Genomic DNA, 18,796 nt, shown 5'->3' on the forward strand with positions numbered 1-18,796 from the left:
CGAACGTAGCGCGAAAACGGCCGCCGTCGGGGCGCACGCACAGCACGTCGAGCGGCCCGACCGGCGCGCGCAGGTCCGCGAACGACGCGGGCACCGCGTGCCGGCGCAACCAGCGCGGCGCGATCATCGTGACGATATCGCGGCCGTTCGCCTGGGCCGTATCGATGCCGAAGATGCTGGCGGCGGCCGGATTCCAGCTGGTGATCCGGCGCGCGGCATCGGTCCCGACGATTGCATCGGGCGACGCATCGACCACCCGGCGCAGCAGCCCGTCGTCGGATAGGCTCGCGACGGACGACGGCTCGCGGTGCGGCGGGTACGGATCGCTATCGTCGTCGCCGATGTCCCGCAATCGATCATTCGCGAGCAGCGGCTTCACGGTCGCCACCAGCACGCATTCGACGAAGCCGATCGCGACGAACGCGCCGGCTTGCGCCAACAGCGTCGCCAGCGGCGCGTCGCGCCACCACAATGCGCCGATCACGCCGACACTGGCGGCGGTCGCGGCGAGGCCGCCGCCGAACGACGTCAGCCATGCGGCGGCCGCCACACCTGCGTAAAAAGGCAGCGGCGCAAAGGGCGCGTGCTCGCCGACAGCCCGAATCGCCCACGCCTGCAGCGCGGTCGCGAGCCCGACGGCCAGTACGACCCATGCACCTTGCCGGAACACCTCACGGGTCAGAGTCGTCATTGCATCCTTGCATCGCGCCGGCTGTCGTCGTGCGGAGGCATGCCCCCTGTCGGCCATGCGGCGTGCCGTCGAACGCGCCGGGCGAGCGTGAAAACGCCAGCAAACAACGTACCTGATGGCGCTCGCACCTCACGGTCGCGGCAATGGCCGCTGGGCGCTGCGCCCGCACTGGCTGCGTGGTGGATCGTCTCCCTCGCGTCCCCGCGCCGTCGCACGCCGCCGTAATGTGTGGCCGGCCGCTTTTTTCATCGGGTTTCTGTAAAAAAGCGCCGGTTCCGACGCGGACGTGGCGTCACGGCACGGCCTGCAAAAAAGTGATCGCCCGTTTCTTTCGTTCACGCTGCGCACATTGGAAATTTCTATTCGGCGGCACCTTCGCGGTCGTTTCGCTGTCGATGATAAATATTGCAATCAACGGAACGTGTGATGCCGTTTTTCAAAACGGCCCGCGAACGCCTATGGGTGAATCCGCCAACCGGACGAAGCAGCGTGCAGACGGTCGCCGGCTGTCCGGCCGGTCCGCCGCGATGCGCACGCTGCTCGGCCGTATCGAGAAAATCGCGCCGACCCGCGCGAGCGTGATGATTGCCGGCGAAAGCGGGGTCGGCAAGGATATCGTCGCGCGTCGGCTGCATGATCTGAGCGCGCGGCGTGACGGCCCGTTCGTGCCGATGAACTGCGGCGCGATTCCGGCCGAGCTTGCCGAGGCGCAACTGTTCGGGCACGAAAAAGGCAGCTTTACCGGCGCGATCACGCAGCGTGAAGGTTTCTTCGAAGCCGCGCGCGGCGGCACGCTGCTGCTCGACGAAATCGCGGAAATGCCGGCGGCGCTGCAGGTGAAGCTGCTGCGGGCGATCGAGTCGAACACGATCGTGCGCGTGGGCGGCACCGAGCCGATTCCGATCGACGTGCGGTTCGTCTCGGCCACTCGCCACAATCCCGCCGAGGCGGTGCGCGACGGCCGGCTGCGCGAGGACCTGTTCTACCGGCTCGCCGCGTTCGCGATCTACGTGCCGCCGCTGCGCCAGCGCGACGGCGACGTCGAGACGATCGCGCAGGAATTCGTCGACACGCTGAATGCGCGACATCGCGCGCACAAGCGGCTGACCGACGCGGCGATCGCCGCATTGCGCACGTATTCGTGGCCCGGCAACGTGCGCGAACTGCACAACACGATCGAGCGCGCGTACATCCTGGCGGACGAAGGCATCGACGTCGCGCTGCCGAAGCAGGCGCTGCCGGCAGCCGAGAGCACGTCGGAAGGCGCGATGGCGCTGCCGGTCGGTGCGACGCTGCACCATGCGCAGCAACGCTTCATCGCGGAGACGCTGCGTCACTTCGACGGTAACAAGCCGCGCGCGGCTAAGGCGCTCGGCATCAGCCTGAAGACGCTCTACAACCGGCTCGCGCTGATGCGCGACCAGGACGATTCGTGAGCGGCGCGGCCCGCATGCCGCGGGCCGTCGGCCGCCAGTTGCGTCAGGCGACCTTGAACTGCCCGACCGTCGTCGCCAGCGCGTTCGCCTGCGACTGCAGCGCGGTGGCCGCCGCAGTCGACTGTTCGACGAGCGCTGCATTCTGCTGCACCATTTCGTCGAGCTGGCTGACCGCGCGGTTTACTTCCTGGATGCCGCGCGTCTGCTCGTTCGCCGCGTGCGTGATCTCGGAGATGATGGTCGTCACGTTGGACACGTTGGACACGATCTCGCGCATGGTGTCGCCGGCCTGGCGCACCTGCCCGGACCCGGCCGACACGCTCGCGACCGTCGATTCGACCAGCACCTTCACTTCGCGTGCGGCCTGCGCGCTGCGCTGCGCGAGGCTGCGCACTTCCTGCGCGACGACCGCGAAGCCGCGGCCCTGTTCGCCCGCGCGGGCGGCTTCCACGGCCGCGTTCAGCGCGAGGATGTTGGTCTGGAACGCGATCCCGTCGATCACGCCGATGATGTCGCCGATCCGGCCCGACGCTTCCTCGATCTTCCCCATCGTCGCGACCACGTCCGACACGACCACGCCGCCGTGCGACGCGATCCGCGACGCGGCCGCCGCACGTTCGTCGGCCTGGCCGGCGGCCGCCGCCGACTGACCGACGGTCGCGGTGATCTCTTCCATCGACGCGGCCGTTTCCTCGAGGCTCGCCGCCGCCGACTCGGTTCGCGACGACAGGTCCTGGTTGCCCGCCGCGATCTCGTTCGCGGCCGTGCGCACCGATTCGCTGGCGTCGCGGATCTGGCGCATCACGTCGTTCAGCTTGTCGATGAAACTGTTGAACGAGCGCGCGATGTCGGCGACTTCGTCGCGGCCGTCGGCCGGCAGGCGCCGCGTCAGGTCGCCGGCACCCGAGCCGATCGCGGCCATCGCCTGGCGCACCTGCGACAGGCGGCGGAACGCGGTCGCGGTGATCGCGCCGATGATCAGCGACGCCACGCCGACGATCACGATGAGCGTGATCAGCGATGCGGTCAGCAGCGAACGCATCCCGGCCGTCGCTTCGGTCTTGTCGAGCAGCACCAGCGCGTACCAGTCGGTACCCGGCACGGGTTTCGCGCGCACCAGCTTCGCGTCGCCGCCGACGCCGACCTCGACCGGCGCATTCGCCGCCGCGATCGAGGCCACGCCCAGCGAGCCGAGTTCGGGCGAGACGTCGGCGACCGGCTTCAGCGTGAGCTTGGCGTCCGGGTGCGCGACGACGTGGCCACTGCTGTCGACCAGCATCCCGAAGCTCGTCGGCGTCGGGCGGATCGACTTCACGTTGGCGATCACGCTGTCCATCGACAGGTCCGCGGCGACCACCCCCTTCAGCGCGCCGTCGCGCAGGATCGGCACCGCGAACGTGACGACGAGGTTGCCCGTGCCGGCATCGACGTACGGCGGCGTGACGACCGGCTTGCCGGCCTGCGCGGCCTGCTTGTACCACGGGCGGCCGGTCGGGTCGTAATCGGGCGGGATGCCGGTCGGGTCGGAGAAGTGGAACGCCTTGTCGGCGTAGCCCGCATAGACGTTCGTGAAGCCGCCGGCCGCGGCCATCTGCTTGAACACGGGCAGCGGATCGGGCGTCAGCGCGGCGTCCTGCAGCGACGCGATCATCCGGCTGCGGGTGGCGACCCAGTCGGCGATCCCGACCACGTGGCCGCTGGCGACCGAGGTCAGGTTGCGGTCGATCGCGTCGTCGTTGTACGAGCGTGCGATGAAATAGTTGATCAGGGTCGACGCGACCAGCGCGAATACGACGATGGCGACGCACGCGGCGAGGATGCGGGCGCGAATGGACGAGAACATGGCAACGACTCGGTAAGGGAGCGGGAACGCCCGGTGGACGAATTCACCGGGTAAACGGCAAATCGCACCGCTTACTTGAGGTCGTTGTGACAATTCAATGAAACGTATGACGAAACGCGTCGACGCCTGTCGGCGAATCGTCAGGATGGCCGGATTCGATGGACGGGCGGCGCGCCGGTCTCGGCGCCCGGCTCCCCTCCGCTACAACCGATGGCTCGGACGCGGATCGTCGTCCGCAGGTGCCGCGTCGGCCCGGGTATCGCGGTCGAAGTCGTCCTTCCGGCGCATCCGCTCGCGCAGATTCCGGATCGCGAACACGTGGATGTAGTCGTGCACGCGCGCACCGGACGACAGCGCGCGCACTTCGTCGTCGAGCATTGCACGCAGCTGATCCGCGCCGATCGCGCGCTGTTCGGCGGCTTCCTTGAGTGAATCGAGCAAATTGTCCTTGGACATCGACGAACTCCTGACGGTCGAGGAACGAAAAGATGACGGTACTGGAAGCTTAAAGACTGGATAGACGGGCGGCGTACGATGCGCCGACGCGTGTTTGCGCGCGATCAACGGCACATTGCGTGCCGCCGCGCCGGTTCGTTGCCAAACTGGCCGTACCGAACCGGCCGCGCGGGGTTCGCGATGCACATGGCCCGCGAACGAAACTGAAAGCCCTGCCACGCCACCCCGGGCGCGGCACTGGCGACGGGCGGCGGATGGAACGCCGGGCGACGCCGATGCAGAAGCGAACTTAGACCGGCCGAAATCACGCGTCAAGCGGCGCCCGCCGCGTGCCGTTCATTCATGGGGGACGAACGCGCCGGACCGGCCGGCCGCCGCGCGTGTCAGCGGATTCCGATACGCGTCGCGCAATTTCCTGACAGCGACTTCAGCGCGCGCCGCTTGGCAGCGCGCCCTCGCCACACGATACTGATCACATGAACCAGGCGTTCATACCGGAACATCGCTCAGTCGGCCATCGAGCCGGCACGCGGGGTCCGGCGCAGGAGACCAACCATGGCACATCGCAACTTACCGGGCCGGGACGGCCAGCGGCGCGCGTCGGGCAACGCGCACGCCCTGCCCGCCCGGGCCGCGTCGGCTGGCAACCGTCCGTCCGACGATCTCGACACCCTGCTCGCGCTCGCACGCGAGGCCGGGTTGCTCGTCACGCTCGACGGGCAGATCGGCCGCGAAAAATACCAGAGCGTCGCGGGGTCCGTCCTCGCGTTGCAGCGGTTCGCCGCGGCGCTCTGCGCGCGACACGCGGCCGATGCGCCGGCCGGATCGGAGCTGCGTCGCAAGGCGCGCCCCGGCTGGCCGCATGCGAATCGTCTGCGTAGCCGCACGTGCAGCGCGTGCGCGCCGCTGCATGCCGTGCGTCCGCATGTGCGGGTACGACGCGGCGCGGGCCGTCGGCACGACCTGCGATCCATTCTTCGTACCCTCTGACCTCTGTCCCGTGCAATGGCTGCGTGCGCCACGGCGCGGCTGCCATACCGGCGCGCTGCGTGCACGCGTCCATGTTCGTCGCGATCCATATCGAAGCGAACGCGCGCGATGATGTGCCGCTCGACGCGGCCGCATTCAACCCCCTTGCTGCGGAAATGGATTCGACGGGGCCAGGCGGAAAGCGGACGGGGTGACTTGCACCCCGCCCGTCCTCCAAGGCAACCGTCGGTTGCCTACCCTCGTGCCAGAGAGTTCCCGGTCGGATGACGCGCCGTATAAACCCGTGGCGCGGCTCCTGAAATGATGTGACGGAAGCGAATGCGGCGGAAATGGCTACCCGCATGCAGGCGCGGGATCGTGTGCGAGCACGACAGACCCGCCGCGCCACCGGACGTTCCATCACTGTCTCACGCGATGCGCGTCGCGTTTCTGATGCAGGTCAATCCTGAGCCGCATCGATCGCAACGACGCGCGATTCACTCCACACCACGCACCAGCAGCACGGGCACCTGCGCGAGGTGCGCCACGCGTCGTGCGACGCTGCCGATCAACCAGGCGGCGATGCCGCGACGGCCATGCGTGCCGACCACCAGCAGCTCTGCCCGCCAGTGCACGGCATCGCGCATCAGCGCATGGGCCACGTCATCGCTGGTCGGATGCGTTTCGACGATGCCGCGCTTGGTCGGATTGCCCGTCGCGTGGAACAACGGGCCGATCTTCGCGAGCGCGTCCTCGCCCTCCGCGCGATACGCATCCTCGAGCGCGCGCACCGGCACGACATCGGTCAGACGAACCGCACGGTCGATCACGTACGCCGCATACAGCAACGTCCCCGGCGCGGCGAAGCCGAGGCCGACGCGCACCGCATGCAGCGACGGCTCGCTGCCGTCGACCGCGAACATCAGCCGCTGCAGCGTGCCGTCCGTCGGCCGTGCGTAGGTGCCGGGCACGATCAGCAGCGCGCAGCGCGCGCGTTTCGTCAGCGTGTCCGACATCGCGCCTTCGACGAGCCGCAACAGCCCGTGATGCGGATTTGCGCCGATCGCCAGCACGTCCGCGTGCCACGTCGACGTATCGTTCACCAGTGCGTCCACGACCGAGCCGCCCGTGACCGACGTATCGACGACCGCCTGTTCGACTTCGCTGCCGCTGTCGGCGAACAGCGCCGCGATTCGCGCGCAAGTGGCTTGCGCTTCGCGCATCATGTCCTCGCGCGCGGACGTCAGCAGCGCGTCGATGCGCGGAATGTCCGGCAACACGAGGCGCGGATTGTCGATCGCGCAAATGATGCGCAATCGCATGCCGGGGCGCAGCAGCGTGCGCACATAGCGCGCGGCGGTCAGCGATTCGGGCGTCGGGTCGACGGCCAGCGCGATCCGCGCGAGCGTCGGAATGGACTGGGCAGTCTGCATGGCGAAGATCTCCGTGCGTGCGCGTCGTCGCTGAACGACGACGGAAGCTTCGCGCGGCAGCGGCGCGCGGCGGCCGGACAGCCGCCGCGGTCGCGGGGATCGGGGGATGCCACGCGAAGCGCGGACAAGCAATGCGTTCGTTCAGCATAGGCCGTCCGGCCCGCGCATGCATGATCGCGATCAACGATCATGCGGCGCCCTGCCCGCTCCCTCCGTTTACGACTTCGTCGGCATCGACGCGGCCGGACGGTTCGCGTAGAACAGCGCGTACGCGATCCCGAGCAGCACGATCCACACCGGCCCGATCACGAGCGCGACGCGCGTATCGGGCGTGAACGCCATCAACACGACGACCAGCACGAGAAAGCCGAGCGCGACGAACGAACCGAGCGGATAGAACGGCACGCGAATCGGCAGGCGCGCGACCTTGTCGGCCGACAGCGTGCGGCGAAACCGCATCTGCGCGATCAGGATCACGCACCACGTCCAGATCGCGCCGAACGTCGACACCGACGTGAGCCACGTGAACACGTGCTGCGGCGCGAGATAGTTGAGCAACACGCCGATCAGCAGCAGCGCGACCGACACGGCCACGCCGTACACGGGCACGCCGCTGCGGTTCACGCGACCGAGCGCGGCCGGCGCCTGGCCCTGCTGCGCGAGGTTGTAGAGCATCCGCGCGGTGCTGAACAGGCCGCTGTTGCACGACGACAGCGCCGCGGTCAGCACGACGAAGTTGATGATGCCGGCGGCGGCCGGAATGCCGAGCCGCGAGAACGTCATCACGAACGGGCTGCCCTGCGTGCCGATCTGGTCCCACGGATAGAGCGACATGATCACGAACAGCGCACCGATGTAGAAAATCAGCACGCGCCAGAACACCGAGTTCACCGCCTTCGTCAGCGACTTCTCCGGGTTGCGCGCCTCGCCGGCCGTGAGGCCGAGCATCTCGACGCCGAGATACGCGAACATCACGATCGGGAGCGCGGCGATCACGCCGTTGATCCCGTTCGGCATGAAGCCGCCGTGCGACCAGAGGTTCGAGATGCCGGTCGCGACCCCGCCGTTGCCGATACCGAACGCGATCATCAGCCCGCCGCCGATGATCATCAGCACGATCGTGACGATCTTGATCAGCGCGAACCAGAATTCGAATTCGCCATACAGTTTGACCGCGATGAAGTTCACCGAGCCCATCGCGAGGAGCGCCGCGAGCGCCCAGATCCAGTTCGGCACGCCGGGGAACCACATGTGCATGTAGACGCCGACCGCCGTGATTTCCGCCATGCAGGTGACGATCCACACGAACCAGTAGGTCCAGCCGGTCAGGTAACCGGCGAGCGGGCCGAGGTAGTCGCGCGCATAGCGGCTGAAGGCGCCGGCGACCGGGTTGGTGATCGCCATCTCGCCGAGCGCGCGCATGATCAGGAAGATCGCGAGGCCGCCCAGCAGGTAGGTCAGCAGGATGGCCGGCCCGGCCGTGCGGATCGCGGTGGCCGAGCCGAGGAACAGGCCGACGCCGATCGTCGCGCCGAGCGCCATCAGGTTGATGTGCCGCTCTTCCAGCCCGCGGTGCAGCTGGTCTTCTGGTTGTTTCAAATCCGTCTCCTTGGCAGCCGCGAGCGGGCCGCCGTCATTGTATCGATGACCATGCGCGCCCGTTCATGCCGATTGTGGCAGCCGAAAACGAAATAATCGCCGCTGTCGATTTCCGAATAAGAAACGACACGGATACCGCGTCAATCCGGATGGAATTGCTGCGGATTATCCGACCTTTCCGGAACAATCCGGAAAAACGGATCGAGCCTTTCACCGAATACACCCGAGCGGCCCGCGCGACGCGGCTGTGCGCGTGACGAGCGGCAACGGGATTCATCGCTTTCGGCGCGAACGAACGCGCGTCGAATGTGCGCCATTTCGCGCACGCAATATGCAGGCGGGATTATAGGGAGGATCGGCGGTTTCACGCCAGGCGATTTTGGGAGAATCGCGGCGGGCGAAATGGGTGACCGGATTTAAATCCGCGTAAAACGGTGTGCGTATTTATTTCGACAACGTCGCCCGCACCGTATACTCGCCCTCCAGCCCGCCCTGCTCGGGCCGTACGAAATACCGCGACGAATCCAGATCGGCCGGCAGCGGCTCGACCGGATAGCCATGCTTTTCCCACGCATCGAGGCCGCCCTTCAGCGCCCGGATGTTGTGGATCATCTTCTTGCGCTGCATCTTCGCGATGAGCCGCTTCGCAGTCGCCTCGTTCGGACACACGCAATAGACGACGATCGGCCGCTTCAGCACTTCCGGGTCGAGCAGGTCCGGCGAATCGAGATCGACCGGCACCGCGCCGGCGATCCGGTACGGCTCGCGGTCGCGGATCGCCTTCGGCCGCGCATCGAAGATCAGCGGCGGTTCGTCGGACGTCATCATCTCGACGAGCTGCGGCGGCGAGATGCGCACCTGTGCGAGATAGCGGCGGAACTGTACGCGGCGCACCCAGCGGTACAGCAGGAACGTGATGAAGATCGCGAGGAACGCGTCGAGAATCGTGCCGCCGCTCGCGCGCACCCACAACACGAACTGGACGATCTGGTCGTGAATGGCCGCACCGCCGATCAGCCAGAACGCCGCCCACAGCGACGCGCCGGCCAGATCCCAGAACAGGAACACGCCGATGCCGATCGCGGTCGTGCCGAGCAGCGGCGCCGACACGAGGCCGAGACCCGGCAGGAATTTCGACAGCACGAGCAGCGGCGCGCCGTACCTTTCGAATACGTTACGCGCGAAGCGCAGCGTCGTGTCGAGCGACAGCGAGAAACGCACGAGGCCGTTCAGCAGGCGCCGGCCGCGCGTGCGGCCCATGAAGAACCACAGCGAATCGGCCAGCATCGTCGCACCGATCGCGGCCGCGAACATGCTGACCCAGGACGCCTGCCCCATCGCCGCCATCGTGCCGCCGAGAATCAGCATCGGCACGGCCGGCACCGGCACGCCGAGCTGCGTGATCAACACGCTCGCGAACACGGCCCACGGGCCGAGCGACGATGGAATAGCGATGGGAAAGTGCCACACGGCGGCGCTCCTGGAAGACATGCGGGCCGCGCGACAGGGCCGTCGGTACGGCAGCGCACCGGCCGCCGCGGCACGTCCGCGACCGACCGGTGCATCGTACGCATTCTAAACGGGTTTGACCTCGACCGCGCGGAACGCAAGCCGTCGGCACGGGCGTTGCACGCGGCGTGACGCGACTGTGACGGTCACACGTCGGAGCGTTGCGCGAGTTGCGCGACGTGCTCCGCGTAATCGGGAAACTCGGCCGCCAGCGCGGCCGCATCGGCCAGCTCGAATTCCGCGAACTCGAACCCGGGCGCAACCGTGCAGCCCACGAGCGCGACGTGCGCCGGCGACGCGCAGCGCGCACCGAACCAGCTTCCGGCCGGCACCACGGCCTGGAACACGGTGCCGGGATGCGTGAGCGGGTTGCCGAGCCGGTGGATCGTCAACCCGTCGCGCGCGTCGAGCACCCACACTTCGATCGGATCGCCCGCATAGAAATGCCAGACCTCGTCGGAGCGGATGCGGTGCCATGACGAATACGCGCCGTCGCACAGCAGGTAATAGATGGCGGTCGACGCGGCACGCGGCGCACCGTCGGCCGGACGCACGACCGAATCGGTCGCGCGGTAGGTTTCACGGAAATAGCCGCCTTCGGGATGCGGCTGCAGGTCGAACTGGCGAATCAGGTCGGTCGCGGAAATCGGCATGGCAAATGACGTCGGTAAGGTGGGAAACCGGCATCCGGCGGATCGCCCGATCTCGATTCAGGCGACCGGGTGCCGCCGGATGTCCGTGCGTCGATCGCCGCGGCCATGCGCGCGGCGAACAAGCGGACACCGGCCGATGCTGCCAGAACTGCGTGCCCGGATGCAACCGTCGACGCGCAATCGCATGCAGGCGAGCGTCTCGTCGGCGCCCGCCGCGCCGTGCTGGACGACGCGACGGCGCAGCACGCCCGCTCACGCAGACATCCGGGATGCCGCGCGGCATCCTGTCGACTGCGGGCCCTCGTGCCGCAGCGGCGGCCGCCGTACGCCGTCGCTTACGCGGTCGCCGACGCGCCCGGCTCGCCGTGCCGCACCAGCAGCACCGGCCGGTCGGCCGCACGCAGCAGCGATTCCGCCACGCTGCCGAGCAACAGCCTGCGCAGGCCGTGCCGCCCGCTCGTACCCATCACGATCAGGTCGGCGTCGGCTTCGGCCGCCGTGCGCATCAGTACCGTCGCGATGTCCTCGCCGTACGCGTCGAGCGCACGCACCGTGCCCCGCACATGCTGCTGCGCGAGCACCGCTTTCGCGTGGTCGAGCACCGGCGTCGCGGCATCGGTCGCGGCGACATCGCCATCGCGCTCGGCGGCGAAGCCGGCGTCAACGTCGACGAGCTGCGGCCGATGTTCGACGACGTACGCACAGGTCACTTCGCCGCCGGACGCCGTCGCGATCCGGATCGCCTCGTTCAGCGCGAGACGCGCGCTCGGGCTGCCGTCGAGCCCGACGAAAATCCGCTTGTACATGGTCCGTCCCTCCGACCGGGCGCGCGTCGCGCCCTGCGCAATCACGACCCGTTACCTCAAGCCGGCCCGGTGCCGGCTTGCCTGCCGAACAGTCTGCCCCACGTGCCGACGCGTGCGTTGACGCGCGTCAAGCGCAGCCGGCGCCCGCAGCTTCATGCCGTTTGCCGCTATTTCAACCGACCCCATTACAAAAAATGTGTAAAACGCGCACAATTTCATCTTCAAAATAGTCGTTGCACGCAGCCGGTGCGAGTTTTCCCGGTTTTGCCGCGCTGTCCGAGTGCCCCGGGTAGCCCGAACAACAGAATGGCCATCGAATGACCCCCAGTGGAACCCCGACGCGGGACGCCCGAGGGCCCGCGCGCCTGCAGACCATGCTACGCCAGCCGCTCGCGGTCGGCGTCGCCGCGCTGTGCGCGGGCGCGCTGCTGTCGCTCGGCGTCGCGCTGCTGGTGCGCGAGCAGTGGCAAGGCGCCGTTCATACGCGTTTCGAACGCCGCACGACGCACGTGACGGCGATGCTGCGCCACGAGTTGCAGGCCGGCGTCGCCGTGCTCGAAGGCGCGCGTGGCACGTTCGGGCTCGTCCCGGACATGACGCCCGGCCAATGGCGCCGATACGCGGAGACGCTCGATCTCGACAGCGGCCGCTCGCCGGTCCGGCAGATCGGCTATGCGCCGCTCACGCCCGCGGCGCGCGGTGCGCTGGCCGGTGCAAAGCCGCTGCCGGCCGATCCGCTCGCGGCAGCGACGCTCAGCGCCCCCGTCTCGAGCTCGCCGGTCGTGCGTTTCGGCGCGTCCGATGCGGCGCCGCTCATGCGCGCGCTGCGGACCGGCGATATCGCGCTGGGCGTTCACCCCGCCGACGACGATACCTCCCGCGACGCCCGTACCCTGACGCTGTTCCTGCCCGTGGCCACCTCGCCGCTGGCCGCCGCCAAGCCCTTCGGCGCGCGCGAAGCCGGCGCCGACGGGGTGCTGTTCGCGGCACTGAGCCCGCGGCGCCTGATCGAGCGCGCGCTCGATGCGGAACGCGGAATCGACCTGTGGATGACCGCCGGCGGCGATCCGCGAGCGATCGCCAGCGTCGAGACGACGACCGACGAGGCGTCGGCGTCGCCCGACCTGATGCGGCGTACCGATGTGCTGAATTTCGGCGGCACCGCGCTGACGCTCGCCTATTCCGCGGACGGACGGCCGAGCGCGACCGGCGCGCAGCGTGCGGCCGGCACCGTGCTCGCCGCCGGGCTGATCGCGTCGTTCGGGTTCGCGGCGCTCGTCCATGCGCTGCTGCGCAGCCGCGCCGATGCCGGCGCGAGCAGCCGCGGCATCCTCAACGAGGCGCGGATGATGGGCATCATCCGTTCGTCGATGGAAGCGATCATCACGATCGACGAAAAGCAAACCGTCGTGATCTTCAATCCGATGGCCGAGCAGGTGTTCGGCGTGTCCGCGATGGAGGCGATCGGCGCGCCGCTGTCGCGCTTCATTCCGGAGCGGTTCCGCGCCGCGCATGCGAAACACGTCGACCAGTTCGGCGTGACGGGCGTGTCCGAGCGGCAGATGGGCCGCCAGCGCGTGCTGTTCGGGCTGCGGGCCAACGGCGAGGAATTCCCGATCGAAGCGTCGATTTCGCAGATCCGCGACGCGTCGGGCAAGCTTTATACGGTGATGCTGCGCGACATCACCGAGCGGCAGCGGGCCGAGAACGCGCTGAAGCAATCGCGCGAGGAATTGCGTGAACTGTCCGCGAACCTGCAGAACGTGCGCGAGGAGGAAAAAACCCGCATCGCGCGTGAGCTGCACGACGATCTCGGGCAGCAACTCACCGCGTTGAAGATGGATCTGTCGGTCGTCGAGCAGCAACTGCGCATGCCCGGCCGCGCGCAACCCGACGAAAGCGTGCAGACGCATCTGCAAGGTATGCGGCGGCTGATCGACGCGACGGTCGCGTCGGTGCGGCGCATCGCGGCCGACCTGCGGCCGGTGATGCTCGACGATCTCGGCCTCGTGCCCGCGATCGAATGGCTCGCGAACGATTTCACGAACCGCTACGGGATCGATGTCGAGCGCCATATCGAGACGGGCGGCCTCACGTTCACCAGCGCGGGCGCGACCACGCTGTTCCGCATCGTCCAGGAAGCGCTGACGAACGTCGCGCGCCATGCGGACGCGACGCGCGTGGCGTTGCGACTCGACATCGAGGAAGGTTCTTGCGTGCTGCGCGTCGCGGACAACGGCCGCGGCGCGGCGCCCGGCGGTCCGGCCCACGAAGACAAATCGTTCGGCCTGATCGGCATTCGCGAACGCGCACACATGCTGGGCGGCACCGTGACGATCGACACCGGGCTCGCGCGCGGCTTCTCGATCACCGTCGCATTTCCGCTCGCCACCGTTCAACAGGACACGCTCATCACATGATCAAGGTGCTCATCGCCGACGACCATACGCTCGTACGCGACGGTCTGCGGCACATCCTCCAGAACGCCACCGGATTCGAGGTGGCCGGCGAAGCCTTCGACGGCCCGTCGACGATCGCGCTGGTGCGGGCGACGCCCGCGCAGGTGCTCGTGCTCGACCTGTCGATGCCGGGCCGCAACGGCGTCGAGCTGATCAAGCAGATCAAGGACGAGAAGCCCGCGCTGCGCGTGCTCGTGCTGACGATGCACGCGGAGCAGCAATACGCGGTGCGGGCGTTCCGCGCGGGCGCGTCGGGCTATCTGACGAAGGAAAGCGCGAGCGCGGAGCTGGTGGGCGCGGTCACGAAGGTGGCGTCGGGCGGCGTCTACGTGAGCCTCGCGATGGCCGAGCAGTTCGCGCAGAGCCTGAACGAGCCGGCTGAAACGCTGCCGCACCAGCGGCTGTCCGATCGCGAATTCGACGTGTTCCGGCGGATCGCCGCCGGCCAGACGCTGACCGAGATCGCGAATGCGCTGTGCGTGAGCGCGAAGACGGTCAGCACCTACAAGACCCGGATACTGGAAAAGATGCAGATGCCGCACGAAGCGGCGCTCGTGCGTTACGCGATGCGGCACAAGCTGCTCGACGAAACGGACGACGTGTAACGGACGACGTGTAGCGGACGACGTGTAGCGGACGACGTGTAGCGGACGACGTGTAGGACGACGTCCAGCCGGCGCAGTGCGGGCCTCCCTCACCGCGCCCGTGTCCGAATGGTTACTTCGCGGGCACCGGGCACGCGAGGTCGCCCTCCTCGCAGGACAGATAGCCCTTCAGCGTTTCCGTGCGTGCTTTCGTCAGATCGTCGAGACAGGTCGATACGACCATCGGGTACGCACTGCCGCCCTCGGCATTCGCGCTCGAGAAATGGCATTCGGCGTCGCGGTACGCGATCCACGCGCGCTGCGCATTCACGAGCTTGTCGGCGAGCGGCGGCGCACCGCGCAGGCGGCCCGTGACGGCCTGGTAGGTTCGGTTCAGCTCTCCGTCGGATTTCTTGTATGCGCGATCGGCACACGCCGTCATCGTCGCCTGATCCGTCGCGTCCGCACAATTCGCCTGCGCATGGGCGACGCTCGCCACCAGCGCCAGCGAGCCCAGCAGACCAGTCAAGACACGCATGGATGCTCCTTGTTGTTCGTTGAAGTGTGGAACCCGGCGCCCTGCTGCGCCCCGTGTGCATTGGCCGCGCTGCCGCGGCGACATCGACCGCGATGCTAGCGCACGCGCGACGGATTGTCAGCGGGTGCGGTACTGCGAGCGGCGTGATCGTTCACGGCAAGGTGCCGTTGAACCAGCTCAGGCCGGCATCCGGCGTGTCGTCATGCACGCGGCAGACTCTCCCCGACCGGTTCGGCCGCTGGAATTCGTGCGCCGGGCCACTCGATGAAGAAGACGCAAAAAAGCCCGCACGATACGCGTGCGGGCTTTCTCGTTATGGCGTCAGCCGCGGCCCCGAGAGCCGCGGAACCACGAAGGGCTTAGTGGCCGAAGTACACCGACGAGCGGTCATTGACAGCCGGCACGACCGCGCGCTGGCCCGACTGCGACGTCGCGACCGGGTTCGAACCGTAGCCGGTTGCGTCGGCTTGCGCACCGGCGTTCTGCGCGGCGGCGATCTTGGCCTGGGCGGCCTGGATGTTCTCCGGATAGTTGATCCAGTCGTTCGGGTTGTAGCCGGCCTTTTCGAGCTGGACCAGCTCGGCGCGCACTTGCGCGCGCGTCAGCGGCTGCTGGTTCGATTGGGCGAACGAGACGACCGGTGCGGCCACCAGCGCGGCCAGTGCAACTGCCTTGATCAGCGATTTCATGATGCGTTACCTCCAGGATTGTTTTGTCAGGCGCTTCGGACTCGAGGTCGTTGCGCATGAGTAGAAGTCTAGGAGGCGCGACTATCAGGGTAAATACTTAAATCGCAAATTCACTGTTGACCGAAACCGTACAATCGCCCGGGAATAAGTCGATTCGTCAGATGATTATCGCCGCGCATGTGCCGAATGCCGCGATTCGGTATCCGGCGCGCTCGGCCGCGCGTCAGCGCAGGCGATCGCTATCCGCCGACGCCATCTGCCTGTCGAACAGCAACGCCTTGAGGCGAATCAGGTCGTCGGCATCGAGGTCGTCGAACGCCGCATGATGCAGCGTCAGCGCCGGACCCGCCGGGTCGGCATGCACGGCCCGCACGGTGCCATCGAGCGCCAACTGCTCGACGCGGCCGCCGGTTTCGTACGGTAGCAGCACGCGCAACGGCTCGCCGGTTGCCGCGATCGGCCGGTCGACGGCGATCGACAGCCCGCTCAGGCTGATGTCGTGCACCAACCCGATGCCGTCCGCCCCCTGCGCTCCGCCGTTGCAGCAGGCCGCGATGCGCACCGGCACGCGCGGCTCGGCGCGCGTGCGCAGCCGGTCGACGAACCCGGGCGGCGACAGGATCATGAACGGCGCGGCGCCCGACGCCAGCACCGATTCGACCGTCGCGCCGAAACGGGACACCGCGGCACGGCCGATTGCCACTGCTTCGACGTCGTCGCCGCGTGCGAACTCGAGCACGGCGGCGGGCTGCGGCTCGACGAACAGCGCCCCCGACGCGCCGACGCCGATCAACCGGCACCGTTGCAGCGCGCGCGTCGTGCCGACCCGGCGGCGAATGCCGATCGCGGCGCCCGCCGACAAGCCCATGCGCATGGCGGGCGCGGTCGCCTCGGACCCGTGCGGATCGGTGTCGGCGTCCTCACGGCGGCGCACGGGGCGGAAATGGTCGAACAGGAAAGCGTGCTGCGCGGCATCGCGCAGCGTCGTGCCAGCCGGCAGCAGCGCGGCGCCGTCGGCGTCGTAGAGGTCGAAGCCGAGCGGGACACCCGCGGAAAGGTCGTCGCGCGCGAGCGCGACGGAGTCGGTTGAAAGCCGCATCGGAGAAGCGCGGAGCAACCGCGCGCGCTGTCGTGACAACTTGATTACGGCAGCATCGCGCGGAATCTGAACGGCTTCGTTACTGCGAAGCGCCGGTCGCGTCAGGGGTGGCCGGTACCGACACCGGCGGCGGCACCGGCACGGCCGAAGGGGCGACGCCGATACCGGCGCTGCTTGCGCTCGCCGCACTGGCGCCCGCCGGCGGCGGCGCAAACTGCGGCTGCGACGCGCCCGACGACAGCCCCGCGGCCGATGCGGCCACTTCCGACGCCGGCACCCATTCCTCGACGATCCCGCCGGAGGCGGCATCCGGCGCCGAGGCAGCCGACGCCGCGCCCTCGTCGGTCTCGGCCGGACGCTCGATACGCTGCGTCCTGACCGGCGCGGGCGCCTTCTTTGCCTCGGGCGGGAACCACGTGTCGAACAGGTCGGTCACGCGCTCGCGCAGCGACCCGAACCAGCCCGGCGACGGCTCGGTATCGAATTTCGCCTTGGTATCGACGATCCGGGCGCGCTGCGCGCGCTGGAAGAAATCGCCGACGATCGGCAGCGCGCTGTGCGCGCCCTGCCCCCAGTAATCGCTGCGCAGCGTCACGCGGCCGTCGTCGAACCCGACCCACGCGCCGGCGACGAGGCCCGGCTGCATCAGGATGAACCAGCCGTCCGCGTTGTCCTGCGTCGTGCCGGTCTTGCCGGCCACGTCGCCGTGGATGCCGAAGCGCGTGCGGATGCTGCCGCCCGTGCCGCGCGTCACGACATCGCGCATCACGTCGAGCAGCGTCTTGTCGGTTTCGGCATCGAGCGCACGCTCGGGCGGCGCCGGTGCGTATTCGGCGAGCACCTCGCCCTGGCGGTTCTCGATACGCGTCACCATCTGCGGCTCGACGTACAGCCCGCCGTTCGCGATCGTCGCGTACGACGCGACCATTTCCTTCAGCGTGACCGGGCTCGTGCCGAGCGCGAGCGACGGCACGCGTTCGAGCGGGCTTTCGCGCACGCCCATGTCGCGCGCCAGCCGCGCGACGGCGCCCGGCCCGACCTTCTCCATCACCTGCGCGGTGATCCGGTTGCGCGACAGCGCGACGGCGTCGCGCAGCGTCATCGGTTTGCCGGTCGGCGGCACGTCGTCGTTCGGCCGCCAGATCTCGCCGCCCTTCAGCGGGATCTCGACCGGTTGATCGATGAACGTATCCTCCGGCTTCATCCCGTTCGCGAATGCGGCGCCATAGACGAACGGCTTGAACGTCGAGCCCGGCTGGCGCCGCGCCTGCGCGACGTGGTCGAACGGCTCGCGGGTGAAGTCGCGGCTGCCGACCCACGCGCGGATCTGCCCGTCACGCGGATCGATCGCGAGGAAGCCGGCCTGCACGTCGGTCTTCGCCTTGCACAGCGCGCGCAGGAAGCCGCGGTCGGCCGCGAGCATCTTCATCGCCGCCGCGTCGTCCTTGCCGGCGTCCTGCGCGGCCTTGTACTCGGGCGATTCGCGCATGAAGGTGCGGAACACCTCGTTGTCGGTGCCGCAGCCGTCGCGGCCGCTCCACGCGTTGTTCGCGATGCCCTGCAACTGATTGCCCTGCAGCGTGAGCGCCTGCGTCGCCATCTGCTGGAGCCGCGAGTCGATCGTCGTGCGTACGATCAGCCCGTCCGAGTAGATGTTGTAGTCGTTGCGGTCGGCCCACGCGATCAGCCATTTGCGCAACTGCTGCGCGAAATGCGGCGCCGGCCCGGGCGGCTCCTTCTGGCGCTCGAAGTCGATGCGCAGCGGGCGGCGCTGCAACTGCGCGAACTGCGCCGGCGACAGCTTGCCGTACTTCACCATCTGGCCGAGCACCGTGTTGCGCCGCTGCAGCGCGCGTTCGGGGTTCAGCACCGGGTTGTAGTAGCTGTTGCCCTTCAGCATCCCGACGAGCGTCGCGCTGTCGAGCACGTCGAGTTCGTCGGCCGACTTGTCGAAATAGGTGCGCGCGGCCATCTCGACGCCGTACGCGTTGTACAGGAACGGCACCGTGTTCAGATAGGTCTCGAGGATCTG

General features: G+C 68.3%; 17 protein-coding genes. 5 read left to right on the forward strand and 12 right to left on the reverse strand.

Features of this window, described 5'->3' with window-relative positions; genetic code table 11:
* On the reverse strand, window positions 1–691 hold a 691-nt coding region (locus JMF86_RS20620), incomplete at its 3' end, for a PAS domain-containing protein (RefSeq protein WP_201317127.1).
* A 395-nt stretch (window positions 692–1,086) separates the two neighbouring features.
* Between JMF86_RS20620 and JMF86_RS20625 the strand changes: the two genes are divergently transcribed.
* Complete coding sequence (locus tag JMF86_RS20625) at window positions 1,087–2,127, forward strand: sigma-54-dependent Fis family transcriptional regulator (protein WP_011547720.1); 1,041 nt, start codon at window positions 1,087–1,089, stop codon at window positions 2,125–2,127.
* Between the two features lie 43 nt (window positions 2,128–2,170).
* On the opposite strand, the gene JMF86_RS20630 is transcribed toward JMF86_RS20625, so the two are convergent.
* Together JMF86_RS20630 and JMF86_RS20635 are read right to left on the reverse strand one after the other, a co-directional pair.
* A complete protein-coding gene (locus JMF86_RS20630; protein WP_011547721.1) occupies window positions 2,171–3,970 on the reverse strand; it encodes a methyl-accepting chemotaxis protein in 1,800 nt (599 codons plus the stop codon).
* 201 nt (window positions 3,971–4,171) lie between these two features.
* Entirely contained in the window at window positions 4,172–4,426 is a 255-nt protein-coding gene (locus JMF86_RS20635) for a DUF3562 domain-containing protein (RefSeq protein ID WP_011694735.1), read from the reverse strand.
* A 555-nt stretch (window positions 4,427–4,981) separates the two neighbouring features.
* Between JMF86_RS20635 and JMF86_RS20640 the strand changes: the two genes are divergently transcribed.
* Both JMF86_RS20640 and JMF86_RS35305 read left to right on the forward strand, forming a co-directional pair.
* Entirely contained in the window at window positions 4,982–5,416 is a 435-nt protein-coding gene (locus JMF86_RS20640) for a hypothetical protein (protein WP_011547723.1), read from the forward strand.
* A gap of 71 nt (window positions 5,417–5,487) precedes the next feature.
* Entirely contained in the window at window positions 5,488–5,610 is a 123-nt protein-coding gene (locus JMF86_RS35305) for a hypothetical protein (RefSeq protein WP_256858174.1), read from the forward strand.
* A gap of 282 nt (window positions 5,611–5,892) precedes the next feature.
* Here the strand turns inward: JMF86_RS35305 and JMF86_RS20645 are convergent, their stop codons facing one another.
* From JMF86_RS20645 to JMF86_RS20665, 5 genes are all read right to left on the reverse strand, one after another.
* The gene (locus JMF86_RS20645; protein WP_011547724.1) at window positions 5,893–6,828 is read right to left on the reverse strand and encodes a universal stress protein; all 936 of its coding nucleotides are present in this window, start codon (window positions 6,826–6,828) and stop codon (window positions 5,893–5,895) included.
* A gap of 216 nt (window positions 6,829–7,044) precedes the next feature.
* Entirely contained in the window at window positions 7,045–8,427 is a 1,383-nt protein-coding gene (locus JMF86_RS20650) for an amino acid permease (protein ID WP_011547725.1), read from the reverse strand.
* 444 nt (window positions 8,428–8,871) lie between these two features.
* Window positions 8,872–9,897: a DedA family protein/thiosulfate sulfurtransferase GlpE gene (locus JMF86_RS20655; RefSeq protein ID WP_027808355.1), complete on the reverse strand. Its 1,026-nt coding sequence runs from the start codon at window positions 9,895–9,897 to the stop codon at window positions 8,872–8,874.
* 185 nt (window positions 9,898–10,082) lie between these two features.
* Complete coding sequence (locus JMF86_RS20660) at window positions 10,083–10,589, reverse strand: cupin domain-containing protein (protein ID WP_011547728.1); 507 nt, start codon at window positions 10,587–10,589, stop codon at window positions 10,083–10,085.
* Between the two features lie 335 nt (window positions 10,590–10,924).
* Window positions 10,925–11,395, reverse strand: coding sequence for a universal stress protein (locus JMF86_RS20665; protein ID WP_011547729.1), 471 nt, complete (start codon window positions 11,393–11,395; stop codon window positions 10,925–10,927).
* A gap of 317 nt (window positions 11,396–11,712) precedes the next feature.
* Here JMF86_RS20665 and JMF86_RS20670 point away from each other — a divergent pair, with 317 nt between their 5' ends.
* Both JMF86_RS20670 and JMF86_RS20675 read left to right on the forward strand, forming a co-directional pair.
* Window positions 11,713–13,815, forward strand: coding sequence for a PAS domain S-box protein (locus tag JMF86_RS20670; RefSeq protein ID WP_011547730.1), 2,103 nt, complete (start codon window positions 11,713–11,715; stop codon window positions 13,813–13,815).
* Window positions 13,812–14,459 (forward strand): response regulator transcription factor, encoded by a 648-nt coding sequence (locus JMF86_RS20675; RefSeq protein ID WP_006479054.1) that lies wholly within the window; start codon window positions 13,812–13,814, stop codon window positions 14,457–14,459. The genes JMF86_RS20670 and JMF86_RS20675 overlap by 4 nt, the downstream gene beginning before the upstream one ends.
* Before the next feature lie 112 nt (window positions 14,460–14,571).
* Here JMF86_RS20675 and JMF86_RS20680 read toward each other — a convergent pair whose 3' ends face one another.
* The 4 genes from JMF86_RS20680 to JMF86_RS20695 all read right to left on the reverse strand — a co-directional run.
* Complete coding sequence (locus JMF86_RS20680) at window positions 14,572–14,976, reverse strand: lysozyme inhibitor LprI family protein (protein ID WP_011547732.1); 405 nt, start codon at window positions 14,974–14,976, stop codon at window positions 14,572–14,574.
* A gap of 359 nt (window positions 14,977–15,335) precedes the next feature.
* Complete coding sequence (locus JMF86_RS20685) at window positions 15,336–15,665, reverse strand: DUF4148 domain-containing protein (protein ID WP_011547733.1); 330 nt, start codon at window positions 15,663–15,665, stop codon at window positions 15,336–15,338.
* A 223-nt stretch (window positions 15,666–15,888) separates the two neighbouring features.
* Window positions 15,889–16,764: a PilZ domain-containing protein gene (locus JMF86_RS20690; RefSeq protein ID WP_011694734.1), complete on the reverse strand. Its 876-nt coding sequence runs from the start codon at window positions 16,762–16,764 to the stop codon at window positions 15,889–15,891.
* A 79-nt stretch (window positions 16,765–16,843) separates the two neighbouring features.
* Window positions 16,844–18,796: penicillin-binding transpeptidase domain-containing protein (locus tag JMF86_RS20695; RefSeq protein ID WP_201317128.1), on the reverse strand; the 1,953-nt coding region annotated here is incomplete at its 5' end.

Source organism: Burkholderia sp. E168m15 (genome assembly GCF_016586105.1).
GTDB classification, from domain to species: domain Bacteria; phylum Pseudomonadota; class Gammaproteobacteria; order Burkholderiales; family Burkholderiaceae; genus Burkholderia; species Burkholderia orbicola.

What these genes read in the sequence shown, in the direction of transcription:
- JMF86_RS20625 (WP_011547720.1), top strand. Translation starts at nt 1,087, where the DNA reads ATGATAAATATTGCAATCAACGGAACGTGTGATGCCGTTTTTCAAAAC.
- JMF86_RS20630 (WP_011547721.1), bottom strand. Translation starts at nt 3,970, where the DNA reads ATGTTCTCGTCCATTCGCGCCCGCATCCTCGCCGCGTGCGTCGCCATC.
- JMF86_RS20635 (WP_011694735.1), bottom strand. Translation starts at nt 4,426, where the DNA reads ATGTCCAAGGACAATTTGCTCGATTCACTCAAGGAAGCCGCCGAACAG.
- JMF86_RS20640 (WP_011547723.1), top strand. Translation starts at nt 4,982, where the DNA reads ATGGCACATCGCAACTTACCGGGCCGGGACGGCCAGCGGCGCGCGTCG.
- JMF86_RS35305 (WP_256858174.1), top strand. Translation starts at nt 5,488, where the DNA reads ATGTTCGTCGCGATCCATATCGAAGCGAACGCGCGCGATGATGTGCCG.
- JMF86_RS20645 (WP_011547724.1), bottom strand. Translation starts at nt 6,828, where the DNA reads ATGCAGACTGCCCAGTCCATTCCGACGCTCGCGCGGATCGCGCTGGCC.
- JMF86_RS20660 (WP_011547728.1), bottom strand. Translation starts at nt 10,589, where the DNA reads ATGCCGATTTCCGCGACCGACCTGATTCGCCAGTTCGACCTGCAGCCG.
- JMF86_RS20665 (WP_011547729.1), bottom strand. Translation starts at nt 11,395, where the DNA reads ATGTACAAGCGGATTTTCGTCGGGCTCGACGGCAGCCCGAGCGCGCGT.
- JMF86_RS20670 (WP_011547730.1), top strand. Translation starts at nt 11,713, where the DNA reads ATGACCCCCAGTGGAACCCCGACGCGGGACGCCCGAGGGCCCGCGCGC.
- JMF86_RS20675 (WP_006479054.1), top strand. Translation starts at nt 13,812, where the DNA reads ATGATCAAGGTGCTCATCGCCGACGACCATACGCTCGTACGCGACGGT.
- JMF86_RS20680 (WP_011547732.1), bottom strand. Translation starts at nt 14,976, where the DNA reads ATGCGTGTCTTGACTGGTCTGCTGGGCTCGCTGGCGCTGGTGGCGAGC.
- JMF86_RS20685 (WP_011547733.1), bottom strand. Translation starts at nt 15,665, where the DNA reads ATGAAATCGCTGATCAAGGCAGTTGCACTGGCCGCGCTGGTGGCCGCA.
- JMF86_RS20690 (WP_011694734.1), bottom strand. Translation starts at nt 16,764, where the DNA reads ATGCGGCTTTCAACCGACTCCGTCGCGCTCGCGCGCGACGACCTTTCC.